The sequence below is a fragment of the Streptomyces sp. NPDC104367 genome, from assembly GCF_055583825.1.
On the sequence record NZ_JBVJND010000031.1, the window covers coordinates 91647 to 111538 of the forward strand.

Consider the following 19892-nt stretch of genomic DNA (forward strand, 5'->3'; position numbering starts at 1 on the left):
CCGTGTGCTGGGGCCTCAGGGGGTGGTGGTGCCGGCGCGCCGGAGGCTGTCGATGTCCGTGCCGCCGATGCGCAGGCAGGAGGCCGCCGCCGGGCCGCCGGTGAGCAGTTCGCGGGTGACCGGCCCGCCCGGCAGCGCCGTCCACGGGTCGGTGCCGGCGGCCGCCTCGGGGACGTAGTCCGGGAAGTTGCTGCTCATGACGTCCAGGGCGAGGTGGTGCCCGGCCCGCAGACGGTAGGCGACGCTCTGGAGGTCGACGGCGGTGATGCCGCCCCGCGCCCCGGCGTCGAGCCGGGCCTGCCCGTAGGTGACGAGGTACGCCTCGCCGTCGGGGGTCACGTCCAGCAGACGGGTGTGGACGTTCGCGCCCTCGGGGGCCTTCAGCCGCAGGGTGAGGGTCACGGCGCCGACGAGGTCGGTGTCCCGCTCGACCGCCGGAGCGACGAAGTGCAGAACGTCGTCGCGCTTGCCGACCGGCGCCAGGTCGGCGCGGTCGAGCAGCATGGCGAACGGGTTGGCGCCGGCCGAGGGCACCAGGTCGGCCGGGTCGTGGGTCCAGGCCAGCCGGCTCTCCTCGGCGGGCGGCTGCTCGGCGAGGGTGTCGGGGGCGAGGTGGTACTCGTACTCGGCGGCCTTCGGCGGTGGCCAGGCGGTGTCGGTGCGCCAGTCGCCGTCACCGTGGCACACCTCGTACTGCACCCGCGGCAGGGGCTCGGCGGACCGGCCGAGGATCGCGTCGAAGAACTCGATCGAGGGGTCCAGGTACCGGGGCAGCATCCGGGCCAGGGCGGCCGGCTCGGTGCTGTGGTCGTTCTCCGGGCCCACCGGCGCGTGGCCCAGCCAGTAGTTCTCGTGGTCGATGGCCTCCAGGCGGAGGTACAGGTGCTCGGCCCAGGCGGGGGTGCGCTGCAGCGCGCGTACGTCGTTCCACGACCAGACCGCGCAGTTGTCGAACCAGCCGATCGTGTAGAGGGCGGGCACGGGGGTGCTCCCGGCCAGGGCGCTCACCGGCCGGGGCACGAACGGGGAGTCGCCGGTGAACTCGGCGTCGAAATTCGGCGAGCGACTGCCGAGCTGGTCGAAGAAGGGCTCGAAGACGTCGCGCAGCGGGCGGACGCTCCAGTCGGGCTCCCACTCGTAGTGGTCGGCGTCCACGTAGTGGGTGGCGAAGTAGCCCTTGCGCGTGGTCTGTTCCACGTCGCCGGTGCCGTCGTCGTACGTGAGCGTCATGGCGAGCTGGGAGCCGGTGACCCGTGGCGATATCGCCTTGAGGGCCGGGTGGCCGCTGATCGTCGCGGCGATGGTGGTGTACCCGTAGTACGAGTCCCCCCACATCACGACGTTCCCGTCGGACCAGGGCTGCTCGGTGATCCACTGGATGGTGTCGTAGCCGTCGTCGGGTTCGTGGCGCGCGAACTCGGTGGCGCCCTCGGAGCGGTACTTGCCACGGACGTCCTGCACCAGGACGTGGTAGCCGCGGGCGGTGAAGTAGCGGCTGACGTCGGGCATGAAGCAGTAGGAGCCGTCCTTGTCGTACGGCAGCCGTACGAGGATCACCGCGCCGGGACGGTCGGCGTCCGCGGTGTAGAGGTCGGCGGCGAGGCGGACGCCGTCGCGCATCGGGACCATGACCTGCCGGGCGTCCTCGGGCTCGGGTCCGGGGCCGACATGGGTGACGTTCAACATGCTTTCTCTCCGTAGGTGTCCAGCGCGCGGCGGTCTTCCGCCACCCGGTCGAGATCCCAGTCGGGTGACGGAATGGAGTCCAGCAGCAGGCGTGTGTAGGGGTGCTGGGGGTCGCGCAGGAGTTGCTCCGTCGGTCCGCTTTCCACCACCCGGCCGCGGCGCATGACGATGGCCGAGTCGGTGATGTAGCGGACGACCGCCAGGTCGTGGCTGACGAACACGTAGGAGATGGCGGTCTCGCGGCGCAGTTCGTCGAGCAGGGTGAGGATCTGGGCCTGGATCGAGACGTCGAGCGCGGCGACGGCCTCGTCGAGGACCAGGACGCGCGGTTCGACCGCCAGCGCGCGGGCGATGGCGGCGCGCTGGCGCTGTCCGCCGGAGAGCTCGCGGGGCCGGGACCGTCCGGCCCGGGTGCTGAGGCCGACCTGGTTCAACAGCTCGGTGACGCGCTCCTGTTCGCGGCCCGGAGCCGTCCGGTGCAGGCGCAGCGGTTCGGTGACGGACTCCGCGATGGTCAGCCGGGGGTCGAAGGAGGCGTACGGGTCCTGGAAGATCATCTGGAGCCGGCGGGCGTGGTGCAGCCGGTCCCGGCGGGAGCGGGCGGTGACCTGTTCGCCGTCGAACTGGACGGTTCCGGAGGTGGCCTGTTCCAGGCCCGCGAGGATGCGGGCGGTGGTGGTCTTCCCGGAGCCGGACTCGCCGACGATGCCGAGCGAGGCGCCGGACGGCAGGTCGAAGCTCACGTCGTCGACGGCGGTGAAGTCCTTGAACCTCTTCACCAGGTTCGTCACGCTGAGCACGGGTGTGGTCATGGCGTCACCTGTTCGGGGCGGAGACACGCGGCGAGCGACGTCCCGTGCGGGCGGAGAGCGGGTACCTGCGTGGCGCAGTCGCCGTCGGCCAGCGGGCAGCGGTCGCGGAACGCGCAGCCCTCCGGCGCCTCGGACAGGGCCCGGGGCCGTCCTTCGATCGCCTTGATCACGGCCTTGTCGCCGTGCACCGAGGGACTCGCCTCCAGCAGGGCCTTGGTGTACGGGTGGGAGGGCGCCGCGAACAGCTGCTCGCTGGTGGCCTCTTCGACGATGCGGCCCGCGTACATGACGTAGATCCGGTCGCAGATGGCGGCGGCCAGGTCCAGGTCGTGGGTGACGAACAGCATTCCGGTGCCGTGGGTCCGCTGGAGGCGCTTGAGCAGGGTGACGACCTCGGCCTGGGTGGTGACGTCGAGCGCGGTGGTCGGCTCGTCGGCCAGCAGCATCCGGGGTTCGGTGGACAGGGCGCCCGCGATCATCACCCGTTGCAGCATGCCGCCGGAGAACTCGTGGGGGTAGCGCCGCAGCGCGCCCCGCGGATCGCGGATGCCGACCTGGTCCAGCAGCTCCAGTACCCGCTCGGTCGCCTCCTGGGCGGAGGTGCCGCGGGCGCGCAGGCCCTCGGTGAGGTAGTGGCCGACGCGGCGCACCGGGTTGATGGAGGACCGGGGGTCCTGGAAGATCATCGACACCCGGGTGCGGCGGAGGTCGCGCAGCGCGGCCTTGTTCGCGGTGAGCACGTCCAGGCCCGCCGCCCGGACGGCACCGGTGGCGGTGGCGCCCCGGGGCAGCATGCCGAGCGCGGTCCTGGAGGTGAGGGACTTGCCGGAACCGGACTCGCCGACCAGTCCGACCGTCTCCCCGTGGGCGACGCGCACGCTGACGTCGGCCAGCAGCGGGGTGGCGCCGATCGACAGGCTCAGTCGCTCGATGTGGAGTGCGGTCTCCCGCGCGGTGTCCTTCTCCTCGGTGAGCACGGTCATGCCCCCTCACTTCCCTTGCGGCCGATGGAGGCGCCGACGTGCTCACCGATGACGTTCACGCTGACCACCGTCAGCAGCACGGCCACGCCCGGTACCAGGCCGGTCCAGGCCGAGCCCTGGAGGATGGCGCTCTGCGCCTCGTTGATCATCGAGCCCCAGTCCGAGGCCGGCGGGCGCACGCCCAGGCCCAGGTAGGACAGGGAGGCGAGGTCCACCAGCGCGTAGCCGAAGGACAGGGCGCTCTGCGCGATCACCACCGGCAGCACGTTGGGCAGCAGGTGACGGACGGTCACCCAGATCTCGCCGAAGCCCATGACGCGGTAGCTCTCCAGGTACGGCTTGGCGCTCTCCTGGAGGGCGACGCTGCGCACGATCCGCCCGATGAACGGTGTGTAGCTGATGGCGAGGGCGCACACCGGCGCCACCACCCCCGGCCCGAAGACCGCGACGACCAGCATCGCGAGCAGCATGCTGGGGAAGGCGAAGACGATGTCCATGCCGCGGGAGAGGACCGCGTCGGCCCAGCCGCCGGCCCGTGCGGCCGCCAGTCCGATCGTGGTGCCCAGCAGGGCGGAGAGCAGGACCACGCCCAGCGGGGCGAGCAGGGACAGCCGCGCCCCGTACATGAGCCGGGAGAGCACGTCCCGGCCGGTGGAGTCGGTGCCGAGCAGATGGTCCGGGCTGCCGGGCGGCAGCAGCGAGTCCAGCAGGCTCGTGGCGTCCGGCGAGTGCGGTGCCAGGACGGGTGCCAGCAGCGCGGTCAGCGCGGCCAGGGCGAGGAACGCGGCGGCCAGGGTGAGGCTGAGCGGCCGACGGCGGCGTTTGCGCGCCGACTTGGCCCGCAGTGCGGGGATCGTGAACGTCATCGTGCCGGTCCTCCGCTCGTGACGCGGGGATCGACGAAGGGGGTCACCAGGTCCACCAGGGTGTTGACGACGACGAACAGGGCCACGGCGATGAGGGCGATGCCCTGCACGACGGGGAAGTCCCGGCGGCTGACCGCCCGGACGAGCAGGGAGCCGACGCCGTCGAGGCCGAACGCGGTCTCCACGACGGCGGTGCCGACGAAGAGGGTCGCGACGAGCAGGCCGATGACGGTGAGCAGCGGCGGCAGGGCGTTGCGCACGACGTGCCGGGCGATCACCGCTCCCCCGCCGATGCCCCGGCTGCGCGCGACCTCCACGTGCTCGCGGCCCAGTTCCTCGGCGAAGGCCACGTTGGCGAGCCGGGCGAGCACACCGAAGACCGCGATGGCCATGGCGAGGGCGGGCAGGGTCAGGTGCCAGATCCGGTCGCCGAAGCCGGTGCCCGCGCCGGTGGCGGGGAACCAGCCGAGGTCGACGGAGAAGACCGTGAGCAGGCCGATGGCGGCGAGGAAGGTCGGGGTGGCGGTGGTGACGGAGGCCAGCACCGAGGCGGCGCGGTTGACGAGCCCGCCCTTGACGGCGGAGAGCAGTCCGACGCCGAGCCCGAAGACCGTCGCCAGCAGTGCCGAGTAGACGATCAGCAGCCCCGAGACGCTCAGTCTGCTGGTGAGCAGTGAGGTGACGGAGGTCTGGTAGACCAGCGACCTGCCGAGGTCGAGGTGGAGCGCGTCGGTGATCCAGGCCAGGTAGCCCTGGGCGAAGCCCTGGTCGAGACCGTAGCTGTGGCGCAGGGCCGCGAGCTGCGCGGCGGTGAGGCGGCGACCGCCGGCCAGGGCGAGCACGGGATCGCCGGGGACGAGCCGCAACGTGCTGTAGATGATGACGGATGCCACCACCAGGGTGAGCAGGGCGCCGAGGAGGCGCCTGCCCACCCAGGGGGCGATGCTGCGGAGCATGGGTCAGGCACCGCCAAGGCTGGTGGCCCAGGGGGTGTACAGGTAGTTCTGCCGCGGGACGAGACCGGTCAGGCCCTTGCGGTAGTAGACGTTGACGTACTGGGTGACGATCGGGATGTTGGCCAGGTCCTTGGCCATGATCGCCTGCGCCTGGCTGACCAGCTCGGCGCGCTTGTCCTCGTCCTCGGTGGTCTGCGCGGTGGTGATGGCCTTGTCGTACGCCTTGTTCTTGTAACCGGCGAAGTTGTAGAAGTTGCCGGTCGTGAAGTAGCCGTAGTAGGTGAGGGGTTCGGGGAAGTCCAGGTAGCCGCTCACCAGGAATATGTCGATGCCGGCACGGGCCTGGGCCGAGGAGAAGATGGCGCCGAACTGCTCGGCGGTGAGCGGCTTCAGCTCGATGTTCATGCCGACCTGGGTGGCGGCGTCGGCGATCACCGTGGCGATCTTGGTCTCTTCCTCGCTCGCCGAGGTGTATCCCAGGACGATCTTCTGCTTGGCCTTGGCCGATTTGCTGACCAGCGACTTGGCCTTCTCGAGGTTCTGCGCCGGAGCGGGCAGCTTGTCGTAGGCGGCCTGGTAGACGTCCTTGCCGTAACCCCACGCCGAGGGCGGGACCAGGGCGCGCAGCGGCTGCGCGGTGCCGTCGTAGACGGACTTCACGATGCCCTGGTAGTCGATGAGGCTCTGGAGCGCCTGGCGGGTGGCCGGGTCGGAGAGGGCGCCCTTGGCGTTGAGCACCGACAGGAAGGTCGGGGACAGGCTCTTGCCGAAGAGCATGTTGCCCTTCTTCGCGAGCTGTTCGTGGGCCGCGCCGGGGGCCGTGTACTCGCCGTCGATGTCACCGCCGGCCAGGGCGGCGGTCTGGGCGGAGGGGTCGGAGACGAAGCTGAAGCGCAGGGTCTTGACCTTGGGCTTGACCTCGGTGTTCCACCAGGCGTCGTTGCGCGTCAGGACGATGTTGCGGCCCTGCGACCACTTGTCCAGCTTGTAGGGGCCGGTACACATGACCCCGCCCTTGGCGGTGCCGAAGTCCTTGCCGGCGGCCTCGGCGAAGGCCTTCTCCACGACGGTGAAGGCGGGCATCGCGAAGTAGTCGGCCACCAGGGCGTCGACCTTCTTCAGCTTGATCGTGAGCTGCGTGGAGCCGGTGACCTTGATGCTGTCGAGGTTGGTCGACCAGCCGATCCAGGACGAGCCCGTCTTCGGGTCGAGCACCCGGTTGATGCTGTAGAGGACGTCCTCGGCGGTGACCGGCTTGCCGTCCCAGAACTTGACGCCGTCGCGCAGGTGGATCACGTAGGTCAGGGAGTCCGGGTGGTCGATCTCCGTGGCCAGGGCCGGCTGCGGCTCGGAGTTCTTGTCGAGGGTGAAGAGGGACTCGCACATGTTGCCCACGACGGTGCTGACGGACTCGGTGGCCGACAGCGCGGGGTCGAGGGTCGACGGTTCACCCGTGGGAAGGTTCCAGTTGACCGTGCTCACGCTCTTGGTCGCCGCGGGCACCGACGTGGTGATGGTCCGGTTCTTGGTCTGCTTGTCGGCCGAGGTGCTCTTGCCGGCGCATCCGGTGAGGACGCACGCACCCACCAGGGTGGCGGCCAGCGAGGCCTTGTAGGTGTTCTTCATGAGTGGACCCTTCGATGTGCTGAAGCGGGCCGTAGGGATGCGGGCGCCAGAGGAGGAATGGGCAGTCACCCATATGCCGACCGCTCACTGGATGCGTGGCTGGCCGAAAAGTTTGTTGCGGGCGGATGAATCCGCGGGGTACTAGAGTCTTCGCCGCCACGATTCTTTGTCAATGGTGACGAAGAAAATTCGATGTTTCTCCCGGCTCACGGAAGGATCCGCAGCTCCAGACGGCTCGGCAGGACCGCTCCGGTGTGCAGGGTCTGCCGGATCGGCACCCGGTGCGCGGCGCTCCAGCGGTTCTCGTCGGTGCCGGGGTTCGGCGCGAACTCCGGGTAGTCACTGGCGGCGATGTGCAGCCGGAAGCGGTGCCCGCGGCGCAGCCGGTACCCGGTGGGCGTCATCTCCAGCCGGACGAGGCGGTCCGCGCCGGGAGCGGTGAGGACTCCCTGGCCCCGGCTGATCATCCGGCAGGAGCCGTCCGGGGCGACGTCGAGGAGCTTGACGCAGACGTCCGCGGTCGGCGCGTCCGCCGCCACCCGCAGGTGGAGGTCGACCGGGCCCGCGAGATCCACGTCGTGCTCCGCCTCGGGCGCGTCGAACCGCAGGACGTCGGGCCGGTCGCCCGTCGCACGCTCGTCGGGGTACTCGAAGAGGACGGCGAAGGAGTTGCCCACGGCCGAGGGAACCAGGTCGGCGGGGTCGTGCGTCCAGCTCACGGACTCGTCGCGGCCGGGCGCCTCCGTGGCGAGCAGTCCGGTGCCGGCGCCCTCGGCGGCCGCCAGGCCGGTCAGGTAGAGGGTGCGCGTGACGGACTCCGGCGGCGGCCAGGAGGCGGCCTCCCGCCATCCGGCGTGGCCCAGGTGCCAGCGCACCCGGGGAACGGCCTCGGGATCGGCGCGCTCGGCCAGGAAGGCGTCGAAGAACTCGATCGCCGGATCCAGGTAGATGTCCAGCATCCGCTCCAGGGCGGCCTCGCCGACGTTGTGGTCGTCCGGCTCCGCGACCGGGGCGATCGAGAGGTGGTAGTTCTCGTGGTCGATGGAGTCCGCGTAGAGGTACTGCAGGGGCGCGTGGCCGGGGCGGCTCATCAGCGCCCGGTAGTCGCGCATCGAGTGCGGCAGCACGTTGTCGTACCAGCCCACGACGTGCAGCGTGGGGATCGGCCGGGCGTCGAACGGGTGGTCCTTGGGGAAGATCTCCGCCGGGACGCGCTCCGGCACCACCCGGTCGTACCAGGCCGCCCGCTCCCCGATGGCCTCGAAGGCGTCCTCGAAGACCTCGGTCAGCGGCACCCGCCCGTAGTCGAACTCGCGCTCGTGCAGCCAGCGCCCGCTCCAGCAGCCGGCGATGTAGGCGGCGAAGGCGCCCCAGGGCACGTCGGCCACGGTGTCCTGCTCGAAGGGCGCGAACGAGGGCATGTCCACGGACGTCACCCGCGGCACGATCGCCCGCAGCGCCGGATGCGACATGCTGGCGGCGGCCCACTGGGTGAAGCCGTAGTAGGAGTCGCCGAACATCCCCACCCGGCCGTCCGACCAGGGCTGACGGGTGATCCACTCGATGGTGTCGTAACCGTCGGGCGCCTCGTTCACCAGCCCGAGCGCCTCGCCCTCGGAGCGGAACTTGCCGCGCACGTCCTGGACGACCAGGGCGTAGCCCCAGGCCACCAGCCGCCGCGCGACCGACTCCATGAAGACGTACCTGCTGTTCTTGTCGTACGGCAGGCGCACGAGAACGGTCGGCAGGGCGGCGGCGGCACCGGCGGGGCGGTACACGTCCGTCGCGAGGCGGACACCGTCCCGCATGGCGACGAGATGGGTCTCGGCCCAGTCCGGTACCGACTCGGGGGTCGCTGACACGAGGGACATACTTTGGTCTCCTTACACTGAGCGTTCAGATGTTCTTTGTCGGGAGTGACAAGGAATCTAGACCGAAGGGGGCCATGTGGGAAGGCCGAGCCTCGCCGACCAGCGGCGGGCAGAGATCTTGAAGGCAGCCGCGCAGTCGGTGGCCACGTACGGGCTGGCCGCGAGCACCCTGGAGCGGATCGCCGGCATGTCGGGGATGAGCCGCTCGCACATCCGCCACTACGTCGGCAACCGCGACCAGCTGATCGACGCGCTGTGGGACCACGTCATGACGCCCTACTTTGCGTCGACGGGCGAGGCCCTGGCGGGGCGGGAGCCCGGAACCGCGCTGCCGGCGCTGGTGGACTACCTCTTCGGGCCGCAGATGGCCCGCAACGAGGACGATCCCGTGATCGAGGCGCTGATCAGCGGCGCGGTGCAGGACGTCCGGCTGCGCGGCCGCATCTACGACAGCTACAGCCGGCTGGAGCGCGAGATCGCCAAGGTCGTCCGCGAGTCGGTCCCGGGATGCGGCTCGGCGGAGAGCCTCCAGCTCGCCTACGCCCTGATCTGCATGGCGTTCGGGCACTCCGCGCTGACCGGGCTGCCCTTTCCGGCGTCCCGGCAGTCCGGGATGAAGAACCTGGCGATGGGAATGGTGGAGTCACTGCGGGCCCCCGCGCGCCCCGGGAACGAGGGCGGTGGCGGAGCGGGCGCCGACGGCGGTTCGTGAGCGCGCGCCGTACGCACCGCCCGCTCCGGCGGGGGCGGCTCCGGGCAGCGTCCGCCGGACGGACCACCGCCCGCCGGGTTCACGAGTCGAAGCCGAGTCCGAGGCGGTCGAGGAGCTTCAGCCACAGGGACCGCCGGCCGGTCTCGTCCTCGCGGGCCATGGCGCGGCGGGTCAGCTGGATGCCCGCCCAGGCGAACGGCTCGGGCGGGAAGGGCACCGGCCGTTCCCGCACCATGCGCAGCCGGGTGCGCTCGGTGTCCTCGCCGGCCAGCAGGTCCAGCATGACGTCGGCGGCGAACCGGGAGGCGCCGACACCCAGCCCGGTGAATCCGGCGGCGTGGGCGACCCGGCCGCCGTGCGTGACGCCGTAGAACGCGGTGAACCGTGAGCAGGTGTCGATGACACCGCCCCAGCGGTGGGTGAACCGCACCCCGGCGAGCTGGGGGAAGGTCTCGAAGAAGTGCCGGGCCAGCAACCGGTGCGTCTGCTCGCGCTGTTCGTACTCGGGGCGGATACCGCGCCCGAAGTGGTAGACCGCGTCGTAGCCGCCCCAGAGGATGCGGCCGTCCGGGGTGCGCCGGTAGTAGTGGAACTGGTTGTTGGTGTCCGCGATGCCGTAGGACCCGGTCCAGCCGACCGACTCCCACTGCTCGGGGGTGAGCGGCTCCGTGGCGAGCACGTGGTCGTAGACGGGGACGACCGCCAGCGACCGGGCCCCGAGCAGCGAGGTGAAGACGTTGGTGGCCAGCACCGCCCGAGCGGCGTGGACCCGGGCCGCGCCGCACTCCGCGGTCACCCCGTCCGGGCCCTTGCGCAGCCGTGCGACCCGGGTGCCCTCGGCGATGCGCACCCCGAGCGACTCGGCGACCCGGGCCAGCTCCCACGCCATGCGCGCGGGATCCACCGTCGCCGAGCTCTCGGTGTGCAGCCGCCCCGCGAGGTAGGTCGGCGAACCGACCAGCCCGCGTACGGCGTCCTGGTCCAGGTAGCCGTCGGTGCCGGGCTCCAGGGCCGCCACGGTGTGCGGGCGGGTGGCCACGGCGAGGACCCCGCCGGGGGTGTACGCGCACTGCATGCCGTACTTCTCGACCGTCGCGGCGATGCCGGCGAGGTTCTCGGCGCCGAGCCGTTCGAGGACCGGGTACTCCTCGGGCCAGCGGCTGAGCCCGTTCGGCTCGCCGTGGGTGAGGCTGGCCTCGCAGAAGCCGCCGTTGCGCCCGGTGGCGTGCTCCGCGACGCGGTCGCCCTCCACGAGGAGCACCTCGCGCTCCGGGTTCCGCTCCTTGGCGCGCACGGCCGCCCACAGGCCGGTGAAGCCGCCGCCGACGATCAGCAGGTCGGCGGTGTGCTCGCCGGTCAGGGGCGGCCGGGGAGCCGGGCGGTCCGGGGTGTCCAGCCAGAGCGGGACGGGTCTGGCCTCGGCCAGCGCCTCCTCGGCGGGCGTTTCGCGGTCGGTGGGCATGGAACTCCTGTCAGCCTCCCGAGGAGGCTCGGTGCTGTGCTGCTGCGGAGGACGAGGGGCGGCCGCCCCGGCGGGAACGCCGGACGCACCGCCGTCCGAGGGGCGACGGACGCGGCTGTACCGGCGCGCGCGGAGAGCGTGCGGGATCTCCACGCCGCGCGGGGCCGCGCCCCGGCGGACACGGCCGAGGCATACGGCAGGCGAACGTACGCTCGTCCGCGGCCACTTGGGGCATGCAACCCTGACGGCACCCCTATCGTCAATAGCGTTGTCGTAAGTGCCGCGGCCCGCCCCCGGGCCGGAGCGCGGCTGGTTAGGCTGCCGTCCGTGAGCACGAACGAGCACGGCCTGGACGCCCTGGACCGGCGGATCGTGGCCGCACTCCAGATCGACGGGCGGGCCGGCTGGAGCAATGTCGCCCGCGTCCTCGGCGAGTCCGAGCGGACGGTGGCCCGGCGCGGCCGGCGCCTGCTGGCGGAACGGCTCGTCACCGTGGCGGCGCTCGTCGCCACCGGGGAGACCGTCGTCGTCCGGTTCGGCTGCGCCCCGGACGCCGTCGTCGCCGCGGCGCGGGCCGTGGCCCGACGGCCGGACTCGGTCTTCACCTACGTGCTGAGCGGCGCGGGCGACTGCGTGGCCGAACTCCAGTGCCCGGCCGGCCGTCTCGCGGCGCTCACGCTCGACGACCTCCCCCGGCTGCCCGGCCTGACGGCCAGGGCGGTGGCACCGGTGCTGCGCTACCACCGCACGGTACGCGGCTGGCAGCCCGGGATCCTGACCCCGGACGAGGTCGCCGGGCTGAGCCGCTTCCCGGACCGGGACGACCCCTCGGCGAGCGCGCCCGACCTCGTCCTGGATCCCGGCGAACAGAGGATCGTCGCCGCCCTCGCGGCGGACGGCCGCCTGCCGTACGAGGAACTCGCGGCGCTCGCGGGCATGTCCGAGGCCACGGCGCGCAGACGCGTCGAGGCACTGCTCCAGGCCGGTGTCATCAGCATCCGGGCCTCCGTCGACCCCGCGCTGCTCGGGCTTCCGGTGGAGGCACTGCTCTGGCTGCGCACCCGCCCCGACGCGGTCGAGCGGGTCGGCACGCTGGCCGCCCGCGATCCGCTGGTGCGCTACGCGGCGGTCGTCACCGGTGAACACCAGTTGCTGGTGCATGTCGCCCAGCCGTCCAGGGCGGCCCTTCTGGACTGTCTGGGCGGCGCCGCGTGGATGGCGGAGGCGGCGGCGGTGGAGACCCAGCTGGTGATCCGGGCCTTCAAGCGCAGCGGTACAGCGACCGATGACTGAATCAGCCTTTGCGGTCGATGAAATGAACCATCCAGTCAATCACTGACGTCATCTTGACTATTCACGCCGGACGGCTCCACGATGAGGGCAGGTCCGGCACCCCGGGCCGTCCCGGGCCGGGGTGCGTGCGCCGTCAACTCCCCCTCCTTCGCGGCCCCGGGCATCGCGCCGCAGCGGCCGTGGCGCCCCGCCCTGCCCGTGGACAGGCTCCCGGCGGACCGGATCCAGGGGCCCGCACGACCGCTTCGCCGTGGCTCCCTCGCGTCCAGAAAGGCACTTCGTGCACGACATCGTCGCCCTCGACGCCGTATCCCTGTCCCGGGCCGTCCGGCAGCGCGCCCTCTCCTGCGTCGAGGTCATGGAGGCGTACCTGGACCGCATCGAGCGGGTGAACCCACGGGTGAACGCCATCGTCGGCCTCCAGGACCCGGAACTCTCCCTCGCCCAGGCCCGCGAGCGGGACGAACAGCTGGCCAGAGGCGAGTACCTGGGGTGGATGCACGGCTTCCCGCACGCGGTCAAGGACCTCGCGGCCGCGGCCGGGCTGCCCTTCACCATGGGTTCCCCGCTGTTCGCGGACCGGGTGGCCGCCGAGGACGAGCTGTTCGTGGCCCGGATGCGGGCCGCCGGAGCGGTCTTCGTCGGCAAGACGAACACCCCTGAGTTCGGGCTCGGTTCGCAGACCTACAACCCGGTCTGGGGAACCACCGGCAACGCCTACGAACCGGCCCTGACCGCGGGCGGGAGCAGCGGTGGCGCGGCGGCGGCCGTGGCCCTGCGGATGGTGCCGGTGGCGGACGGCAGCGACTTCATGGGCTCGCTGCGCAACCCCGCGGCCTTCAACAACGTCTTCGGCCTGCGGCCCAGCGCGGGACGGGTGCCCGAGCCCGGCTTCCTGGTCTCGCCGGCCGTCGTGGGGCCGATGGCGCGTACCACCGAGGACCTGGCCGCCCTGCTGTCCGTGCTGGCCGGCCCCGACCCCGGCTCGCCCCTGGCCGTCGACGAGGACCCCGCCGTCTTCGCCGGGTCCCTCGAACGCGACTTCCGGGGCGCCCGGATCGCCTGGGTCGGGGACTGGAACGGCCGTCTGGCCACCGAGCCCGGCCTGTTGGAGCTGTGCGAGTCCTCCTTCGCCGTCTTCGAGTCCCTCGGCTGCTCGGTGGAGAGCGCGCTTCCCGACTTCGCCCCGGAGCGGATCTGGGAGACCTTCCTGACCTGGCGCTGGTGGGGCAACGCGGCGGCCGGACACGACCTTCACCGGCCCGAGGAGCGGCGCGCGCTGCTCAAGCCCGAAGCCGTCTGGGAGATCGAGAACGGGCTCCGGCTGAACGGGCTCGACGTCGCCGCGGCGGCCGCCGCCCGGACCGACCTGTACGCGGCGGTGCAGCGGCTCTTCGAGCGCTACGACTTCGTGCTCGCCCCGTCGGCGCAGGTCTTCCCGTTCGACAAGGGGGTGCACTGGCCCGCCGAGATCGACGGCCGGCCGATGGACACGTACCACCGCTGGATGGAGACCGTGGCCTGCTGGTCGCTGACCGGGCTGCCGGTCCTTGGGATGCCGGTCGGCTTCGGGGAGCGGGGACTGCCCATGGGGGTCCAGCTGATCGGCCGGCACCGGGCGGACCTGGCGGTGCTCCAGCTGGGGCACGCCTACGAGCAGGCCACCCACTGGGTGGACCGCACTCCCCCGCTGGCGGCCACGGGCGCCTGACGCGCCGTGCGGCCCCCGGGACGACTCCCGGGGGCCGCACGGCGGGGATCACCCGTTACAGCGCCGGGGCGAAGCGCTCGGTGCGCGCCTCGATCGCCTCGGCCGCCGCCAGGATGCCGCTCTCGTCGAACCGGCCGCCGATGAGCTGGACGCTCGTGGGCAGGCCGTCCGACAGCAGGGTGGGCACGGTGACCGCGGGGAAGCCGAGCACGGGCACGGAGGTCATCGGCCAGACCGCCCGCATCAGCTCCGCGGTCCGCTCGGCCGACACCAGGTCGGCGCCCTGCTCGAACGCCGGCTCGGCGGTCACGGGGGTGAGCAGAAGCCGTCCGCCGCCCAGCAACTCCTGGAGCTGGACGATGAGGGATCCCCTTCTCGCCCAGCCCCTGACGTAGGTCTCCAGCGACGGACGCTCGGTCCACTCCTCGGCCACCGCCGCGTAGTAGTACTCCATGGCGGTCCGGATCTCGTCGTCCCCGACCTGGTGGATGTCGGGCAGCATCGTCGCCCTGAGGTCCTCGAACAGCAGGAGCTGCCAGAGCCGGGCCGCCTCCGCCAGCAGGGGCAGCCCGTCGGTCTCCTCGACCTCGTACCCGGCGTCGGTCAGCTTGGCCACCGCGTCGTCCAGCGCCGCGTCCACGGCGGGGGCGTTGGCCACGGTGCCGATCCCGCGCACCACCGAGACCCGTCCGGGCGTCCGGGGCTCCGGGGAGGGCAGCGCGGGAACACCCGCCGGGCAGCGCAGATCCGGTGTGCTCATGACCCGCAGCGCGAGCCGCACGTCGGAGACGGTCCGGCCGAGCGGTCCCTCCACCGCCATGTACTGGGGGCTGAGAGGGAAGTCCAGGCGGGGCCCTCCGGACCACTCGGAGACCACACCCGCGGTCGGCCTCAGTCCCACCACCCCGCAACAGGCGGCCGGCAGCCGGATGGAGCCGCCGATGTCGTTGCCCTGCGCGAGGGGGGTCATCCCGGCGGCGAGGCTGCTGGAGGCACCACCGCTGGAGCCGCCCGGAGTACGGCCGGTGTCCCAGGGGTTGAGGGTGCGCCCGTGCGCGGCGTTGGCCGTGAACCAGCGCAGCGAGAACGCGGGCGCGTTGCTCCGGCCCAGCAGGATCGCCCCGGCGTCGCGCAGGGCGGCCACGCACGCGGCGTCCTGCGACGCGGGAGGAGCGGCCTTGAAGGCCTCCACGCCGTGGGTGGAGACGTGACCGCGCTGGTCGGTGTTGATCTTGACCGAGACCGGTACGCCGTGCAGCGGCCCGAGCGGTTCGCCGGCGGCCACGGCCCGGTCGGCCTGCCGCGCCTGCTCCAGCGCCTCGTCGGGACGGACCTCCACCAGCGCGTTCAGCCGTGGGTTGGTCTGCTCGATGCGGTCGAGGAACGACCGTACGACGTCCTCGGCGCTGACCTCGCGGCTGCGGACGGCGGCCGTCAGTTCGGCGGCGGTGCGCTCCCAGAGGGGTGCGGTGGTCACTTGCTCAGCTCCTTCTGTCGGATGGGGAAGAGGCCGACGGCGGGCCCGCGAAGGCCTGGGCGAGCCGCAGCCATCGGGCCGCCTCGTCGCCCAGGGTGAGCAGGCGGGTCCGCTCGGGGGTCCTGCGCCGGGTGACGACGAGGCAGAAGTCCAGGGCCGTGCCCTCCACCCGGCAGCTCGCCTCGGGCGGTCCCCAGGTCCACACCGCCCCGTCCGGTGCGGAGAGCGCCACCCGGACCGGTGTCCCGGGCGGCTCGATGCCGTTGACGGTGTAGCTGAACTCCCGGGTCCGTACGCCGAGATGGGCGATGTGCCGCAGGCGTGCGGTCGGTTCACGGGTGATGCCGAGGGCGTCGGCGACGTCCTGGCCGTGGGCCCAGGTCTCCATGATCCGGGCGGTCAGGCAGGTGGCCGCGCTCATCGGCGGTCCGTACCAGGGCAGCCGTGTGCTCGGGTCGAGGCCGGCGAACACCTCGATCAGCCGGCCGCGGGCCCGGTCGTACCAGTCGAGCGCGTCCGCGCCGGACAGCGAGCGGTGGCGGGCGGCGATGTCGTCGGGGGTCGGCTGCGGCTGCCGGGCGGCCTCCGCGGCGAACCGCTCCGGGTCGAGGGCTGCCGTCACCACGGCCTCGTCGTAGTAGGCGAGGTGGGTGAGCTGGTCCAGGACCGACCAGCCGGCCGCCGGTGTGGGCAGCCGCCAGTCGGTCTCGTCCAGCGGTGCGACCAGGCGTCGCAGATCGGCCGACTCGGCGTCGAGGTCGTCGGTGAGCCGGCGGAGGGGGACGGCCATGCCTGGCTCCTGTCAGGGATGGGTGAGGTGCGCCGCGCGCTCGCGCAGCGGGGCCTTGACGACCTTGCCGGTGGCGTTGCGGGGCAGGTCGTCGACGACGGTGACCGTGACCGGCACCTTGTAGGCGGCCAGGTGCTCCTTGCACCACCGCACCAGCTCGTCCGGCTGTGGCGCGGTGCCCTTCACCGGTACGACGAAGGCGGCGCCGGACTCGCCCCAGCGGACGTGCGGGGTGCCGACGACCGCAGCCTGCGACACCTCGGGGTGCGCGTGCAGGACGTTCTCCACCTCGGCGGGGTACACGTTCTCCCCGCCGGAGATGTACATGTCCTTCCAGCGGTCCACCAGGACGAGCAGGCCGTCCTCGGTGACGGCCGCCGCGTCACCGGTGCGCAGCCAGCCGTCGGCGGTGAAGGCCTCGGCGGTGGCCTCGGGGGCGCGCCAGTACCCGGGCGTCACCAGCGGACCGCTGATCTGCAGCTCGCCGGTCCGGCCGGGGGCCGCGTCCGCCCCGTCCGAGGTCCGCACCCGGCAGCGGGCGTACAGGGTCGGGATGCCGATCACGCCGGGGGCGGCGTCATGGCCCGGGGGCACGCTGGTGACGCAGGCGCCCGCCTCGGTGATGCCGAACACGGGGGTGAGCGGAACACCGAGGGCCTTCCAGTGCGCCAGCAGGGCGGACGGCACCGGGGAACCGCCGACCACCGCCGTGAAGGGGCGCAGCTCGGCGGCCTCGAAGTCCGGGAGCTGCTGCATGAACTGGTAGTTCGCCGGCACCCCGCAGAAGTGCGTGACGGGCGTGTCGGTGTCGGTGAGCAGCGCCAGGGTGGCCGCCGCGTCGAAGGCGCGGGCCACCACGACCGTGCCGCCCGCGTACAGCACGGGGTTGGCGAAGAGGTTGAGTCCGGCCACGTGGAAGGTGGGCAGCACGGTGAGCGCGCGGGAGGTGCCGGAGACGCCGTGGGCGACCAGGATGCCGAGCATGCTCGCGAGCATGGACCGGTGGGTGATCTGGACGCCCTTGGGACGGCCGGTGGTGCCGGAGGTGTAGATGATGGCCCACACCTCGTCCTCCTCGACCCGCGCCGCCGTCCAGCCGGACGGCCGTGGTGCGGTGGCCCACTCCTCGTAGAGGTCAGGGCCGGTCTCCTGGTCGCTCCAGCCGAGCACGGTCGGCACCGGCGTCTCGGCCACGATCCGGGCGGCCGCCTCGGCGCCCGGGACGTCGTGCAGCAGCACGGCCGGCTCGGCGTCCGCGACGACCGCGGCGAGTTCCGTGGCGGTCAGCCGCCAGTTCAGCGGCACGGTCACCGCGCCGACGGCGGCGCACGCGTACAGGACCTCGAAGACCCGCGGGTCGTTGCGGGAGAGCACCGCGACCCTGCTGCCGCGGCCCACCCCGTTCTGGGTGAGGGAGTGGGCGAGCGATGCCACCCGCGCGGCGAGTTCGGCGTACGAGGTGGTCCGGCCCGTGTCCAGGTCCACGAGGGCCGTCCGGTCCGGGACGCGCAGGGCGTGGTGCCCGATCCATGAGGCGATGGGCTGGTGCATCGATGTCCTTCGTTCGAGGCGGGCACGGCGGTGGGCCCGTCCGTGTCGTCAGGCGCCGGGCACCCGGTCGAGATCGGGGTCGGTCCGGGTGGCCCAGGCCGGTTCCCAGGTCAGCAGGGTGAGTTCGGCGGAGCCGAGGTCCACGTCGACGACGTTGCGGAAGCCCGCGGACTCGGCCGCGGCGATGCGCGGGCCGTCGCCCGCGGGGGCCGCCACCACCAGGCGGCGGCACCGGGGGTCGGCGTCGGCCAGGGCGGCGGTGAGGGCGGTCAGCACCTCGCCGAGCGCGTGGCCGGCGAGGTCGTCCGCCCGGACCTCGATGTCGTGGAGGCCCACCGGGTAGGCGTCGCGGAGCCGGCCGGCCGCACAGCGCTCCAGCCGGATCCGGGCACCGCCGCTGCCGTCCGGCGTCCGCAGTTCCTGGGCGTGGCGGCCGAGCCGGGCCGGCCGGGCGGTCCACGGTGCGGGGAGGTGCAGCTCGGGCAGCGGCGGTACCGGGATCATGTCACTCCTTCTCGGCGGCGACCTGCCGGATGACAGGTTTGTTGAGCTTGCCGGAGCCGTTGCGCGGCATGGTCCCGACGATCTTCAGACGGCGCGGGAGCTTGTACCGGGCCAGATGGCGGGCTGCGTGGTCGCGGACGTCGTCAAGGGTGATCCGGGCGTCCGGGGCCACGGTGATCACCGCGGCGACGGTCTCGCCCCACTGCGGGTCCGAGACACCGACCACGGCCACGTCCAGGACGCCGGGCATGGTGGCGAGCGCGTGCTCGACCTCGGCGGGGTACACGTTCTCGCCGCCGCTGATGATCATGTCCTTGAGGCGGTCCACGACATAGAGGCAGCCGTCGTCGTCGAGGTAGCCGATGTCACCGGAGTGGAACCAGCCCTCGGCGTCGTACGCGGCCCCGGTCGCCTCGGCGTTGTTCCAGTAGCCGGCCGCCACGTTGGGCCCCCGGACCACGATCTCGCCCCGCTGGTTCGGCTCGACGGGCTCGTTGCTGAGTACGTCGACGACCCTGACCTGGGTGTACGGCATGGGGATGCCCGCCGAGCCGGCCTTGTCGAGGGTGCGCTCGGCCGGGAGGTGGGTGGCGAACGGCGCGGTCTCGGTCAGGCCCCACGCCTGCTGGAGCAGCAGACCGCGCTGCGCGTACTGCTCGACCAGGGACGGCGCGACCGGGGCGCCCGCGACCACGACGGCCCGCAGGTGGCCGAGGTCGTGGTCGAAGAAGCCGGGCACCCGGGCGAGCGCGCTGAACATCTGGGGCACGCCGAACATCGAGTTGGCCTTCAGGTTCACCAGGTCGTCGGCGCAGGCCTTCGGGTCGAAGGTCCGGCGTACGGCCACCGTGCCGCCGCGGGTGAGGGTGCGCAGGGCGAAGCTGTTGAGGGCACCGATGTGGAACAGGGGCGCGGCGGCGTAGGTGGTGTCGCCGCGCCGGGTGTCGAGGTGGAGTTCGACGTTGACCGAGTTCCACCAGGCGTTGCCGTGGGTGAGGACGACTCCCTTGGGCGTTCCGGTGGTGCCGGAGGTGAACATCAGGATGGCCGGGTCGTCGGCGTGCTTGGCGGTGACGGCCGTGGTGGGTCCGGCGGCGGCGATCAGCGCGGCCCAGGGCTCCCAGTCGCCGTCCGGTGCGCCGGCCGGCACCTCGGGGTCGTCGTCGACCAGCAGAAGGCGGGTCAGGGAGGTCTGCTCGCGCACCCGGTCGACGCTCGCGCGGTGGCCTTCCTCGCAGACGATCACCTGGGAGCCGCTGCTCTGCAGGACCTGGGCGAGTTCGGGGTCGGCGAGCCGGAAGTTGACCGGGACGAACAGCGCGCCGATCCGGAAGGCGGCGAGCAGGGTGACGAAGAAGGCGGTGCTGTTGAGGCCCAGGTAGGCGACTCGGTCACCGTCGCGGGTGCCGCCGTCGGCGAGGACCGTCGCCAGACGGGCGGCCCTGTCGTCCAGTTCCGCGTAGGTGAGGTCGCCGCCCGGGTAGTCGAGGACGACGGTGTCCGCGTGGTACCGGGCGTTGCGGGCGACGGCCGCGGCCGGGTTGAGGTCGACTCCGAGGCCGGAGTTGTGCGGGTGGGGCGTGGTCACGGTG

At 72.5% G+C, this 19892-nt stretch carries 16 protein-coding genes; 3 read left to right on the plus strand and 13 right to left on the minus strand.

Features of this window, described 5'->3' with window-relative positions; genetic code table 11:
• Positions 1-15: 15 nt before the first annotated feature.
• From ACZ619_RS35430 to ACZ619_RS35460, 7 genes are all read right to left on the minus strand, one after another.
• Complete coding sequence (locus tag ACZ619_RS35430; protein WP_469607963.1) at positions 16-1686, minus strand: CocE/NonD family hydrolase; 1671 nt, start codon at positions 1684-1686, stop codon at positions 16-18.
• The gene (locus ACZ619_RS35435) at positions 1680-2498 is read right to left on the minus strand and encodes an ABC transporter ATP-binding protein (RefSeq protein WP_469607965.1); all 819 of its coding nucleotides are present in this window, start codon (positions 2496-2498) and stop codon (positions 1680-1682) included. The genes ACZ619_RS35430 and ACZ619_RS35435 overlap by 7 nt, the downstream gene beginning before the upstream one ends.
• Entirely contained in the window at positions 2495-3481 is a 987-nt protein-coding gene (locus ACZ619_RS35440) for an ABC transporter ATP-binding protein (protein WP_469607967.1), read from the minus strand. Before ACZ619_RS35440 ends, ACZ619_RS35435 begins: the two co-directional genes overlap by 4 nt.
• Positions 3478-4347, minus strand: coding sequence for an ABC transporter permease (locus tag ACZ619_RS35445; protein ID WP_469607970.1), 870 nt, complete (start codon positions 4345-4347; stop codon positions 3478-3480). Before ACZ619_RS35445 ends, ACZ619_RS35440 begins: the two co-directional genes overlap by 4 nt.
• Positions 4344-5303, minus strand: a complete 960-nt coding sequence (locus ACZ619_RS35450) for an ABC transporter permease (RefSeq protein ID WP_469607972.1) — start codon at positions 5301-5303, stop codon at positions 4344-4346. Before ACZ619_RS35450 ends, ACZ619_RS35445 begins: the two co-directional genes overlap by 4 nt.
• Before the next feature lie 3 nt (positions 5304-5306).
• Positions 5307-6929, minus strand: coding sequence for an ABC transporter substrate-binding protein (locus ACZ619_RS35455; RefSeq protein ID WP_469607975.1), 1623 nt, complete (start codon positions 6927-6929; stop codon positions 5307-5309).
• Positions 6930-7135: 206 nt separating this feature from the next.
• A complete protein-coding gene (locus tag ACZ619_RS35460) occupies positions 7136-8800 on the minus strand; it encodes a CocE/NonD family hydrolase (RefSeq protein WP_469607977.1) in 1665 nt (554 codons plus the stop codon).
• Between the two features lie 76 nt (positions 8801-8876).
• Between ACZ619_RS35460 and ACZ619_RS35465 the strand changes: the two genes are divergently transcribed.
• Positions 8877-9512 carry a TetR/AcrR family transcriptional regulator gene (locus tag ACZ619_RS35465; RefSeq protein ID WP_469607979.1) on the plus strand — a complete coding sequence of 212 codons (636 nt, stop codon included), beginning with the start codon at positions 8877-8879 and terminating at the stop codon, positions 9510-9512.
• A 79-nt stretch (positions 9513-9591) separates the two neighbouring features.
• Here ACZ619_RS35465 and ACZ619_RS35470 read toward each other — a convergent pair whose 3' ends face one another.
• Positions 9592-10974, minus strand: a complete 1383-nt coding sequence (locus ACZ619_RS35470) for an NAD(P)/FAD-dependent oxidoreductase (protein WP_469607981.1) — start codon at positions 10972-10974, stop codon at positions 9592-9594.
• Positions 10975-11301: 327 nt separating this feature from the next.
• On the opposite strand from ACZ619_RS35470, the gene ACZ619_RS35475 reads away from it, so the two are divergent.
• Together ACZ619_RS35475 and ACZ619_RS35480 are read left to right on the plus strand one after the other, a co-directional pair.
• Entirely contained in the window at positions 11302-12267 is a 966-nt protein-coding gene (locus ACZ619_RS35475; protein ID WP_469607984.1) for an Lrp/AsnC family transcriptional regulator, read from the plus strand.
• Between the two features lie 280 nt (positions 12268-12547).
• On the plus strand, positions 12548-13978 hold the full coding sequence (locus ACZ619_RS35480) for an amidase (RefSeq protein WP_469607986.1): 1431 nt from the start codon (positions 12548-12550) through the stop codon (positions 13976-13978).
• 55 nt (positions 13979-14033) lie between these two features.
• On the opposite strand, the gene ACZ619_RS35485 is transcribed toward ACZ619_RS35480, so the two are convergent.
• Genes ACZ619_RS35485 through ACZ619_RS35505 form a run of 5 tightly spaced genes read right to left on the minus strand, consistent with a single transcriptional unit; the run spans position 14034 to position 19888 of the window.
• Positions 14034-15455, minus strand: a complete 1422-nt coding sequence (locus tag ACZ619_RS35485) for an amidase (RefSeq protein ID WP_469607989.1) — start codon at positions 15453-15455, stop codon at positions 14034-14036.
• Between the two features lie 4 nt (positions 15456-15459).
• On the minus strand, positions 15460-16245 hold the full coding sequence (locus tag ACZ619_RS35490; protein ID WP_469607991.1) for a TIGR03084 family metal-binding protein: 786 nt from the start codon (positions 16243-16245) through the stop codon (positions 15460-15462).
• A gap of 12 nt (positions 16246-16257) precedes the next feature.
• On the minus strand, positions 16258-17796 hold the full coding sequence (locus tag ACZ619_RS35495; RefSeq protein WP_469607993.1) for an AMP-binding protein: 1539 nt from the start codon (positions 17794-17796) through the stop codon (positions 16258-16260).
• 48 nt (positions 17797-17844) lie between these two features.
• A complete protein-coding gene (locus tag ACZ619_RS35500) occupies positions 17845-18300 on the minus strand; it encodes a hypothetical protein (RefSeq protein ID WP_469607996.1) in 456 nt (151 codons plus the stop codon).
• A gap of 1 nt (position 18301) precedes the next feature.
• Complete coding sequence (locus tag ACZ619_RS35505; protein WP_469607997.1) at positions 18302-19888, minus strand: AMP-binding protein; 1587 nt, start codon at positions 19886-19888, stop codon at positions 18302-18304.
• Positions 19889-19892 lie beyond the last annotated feature (4 nt).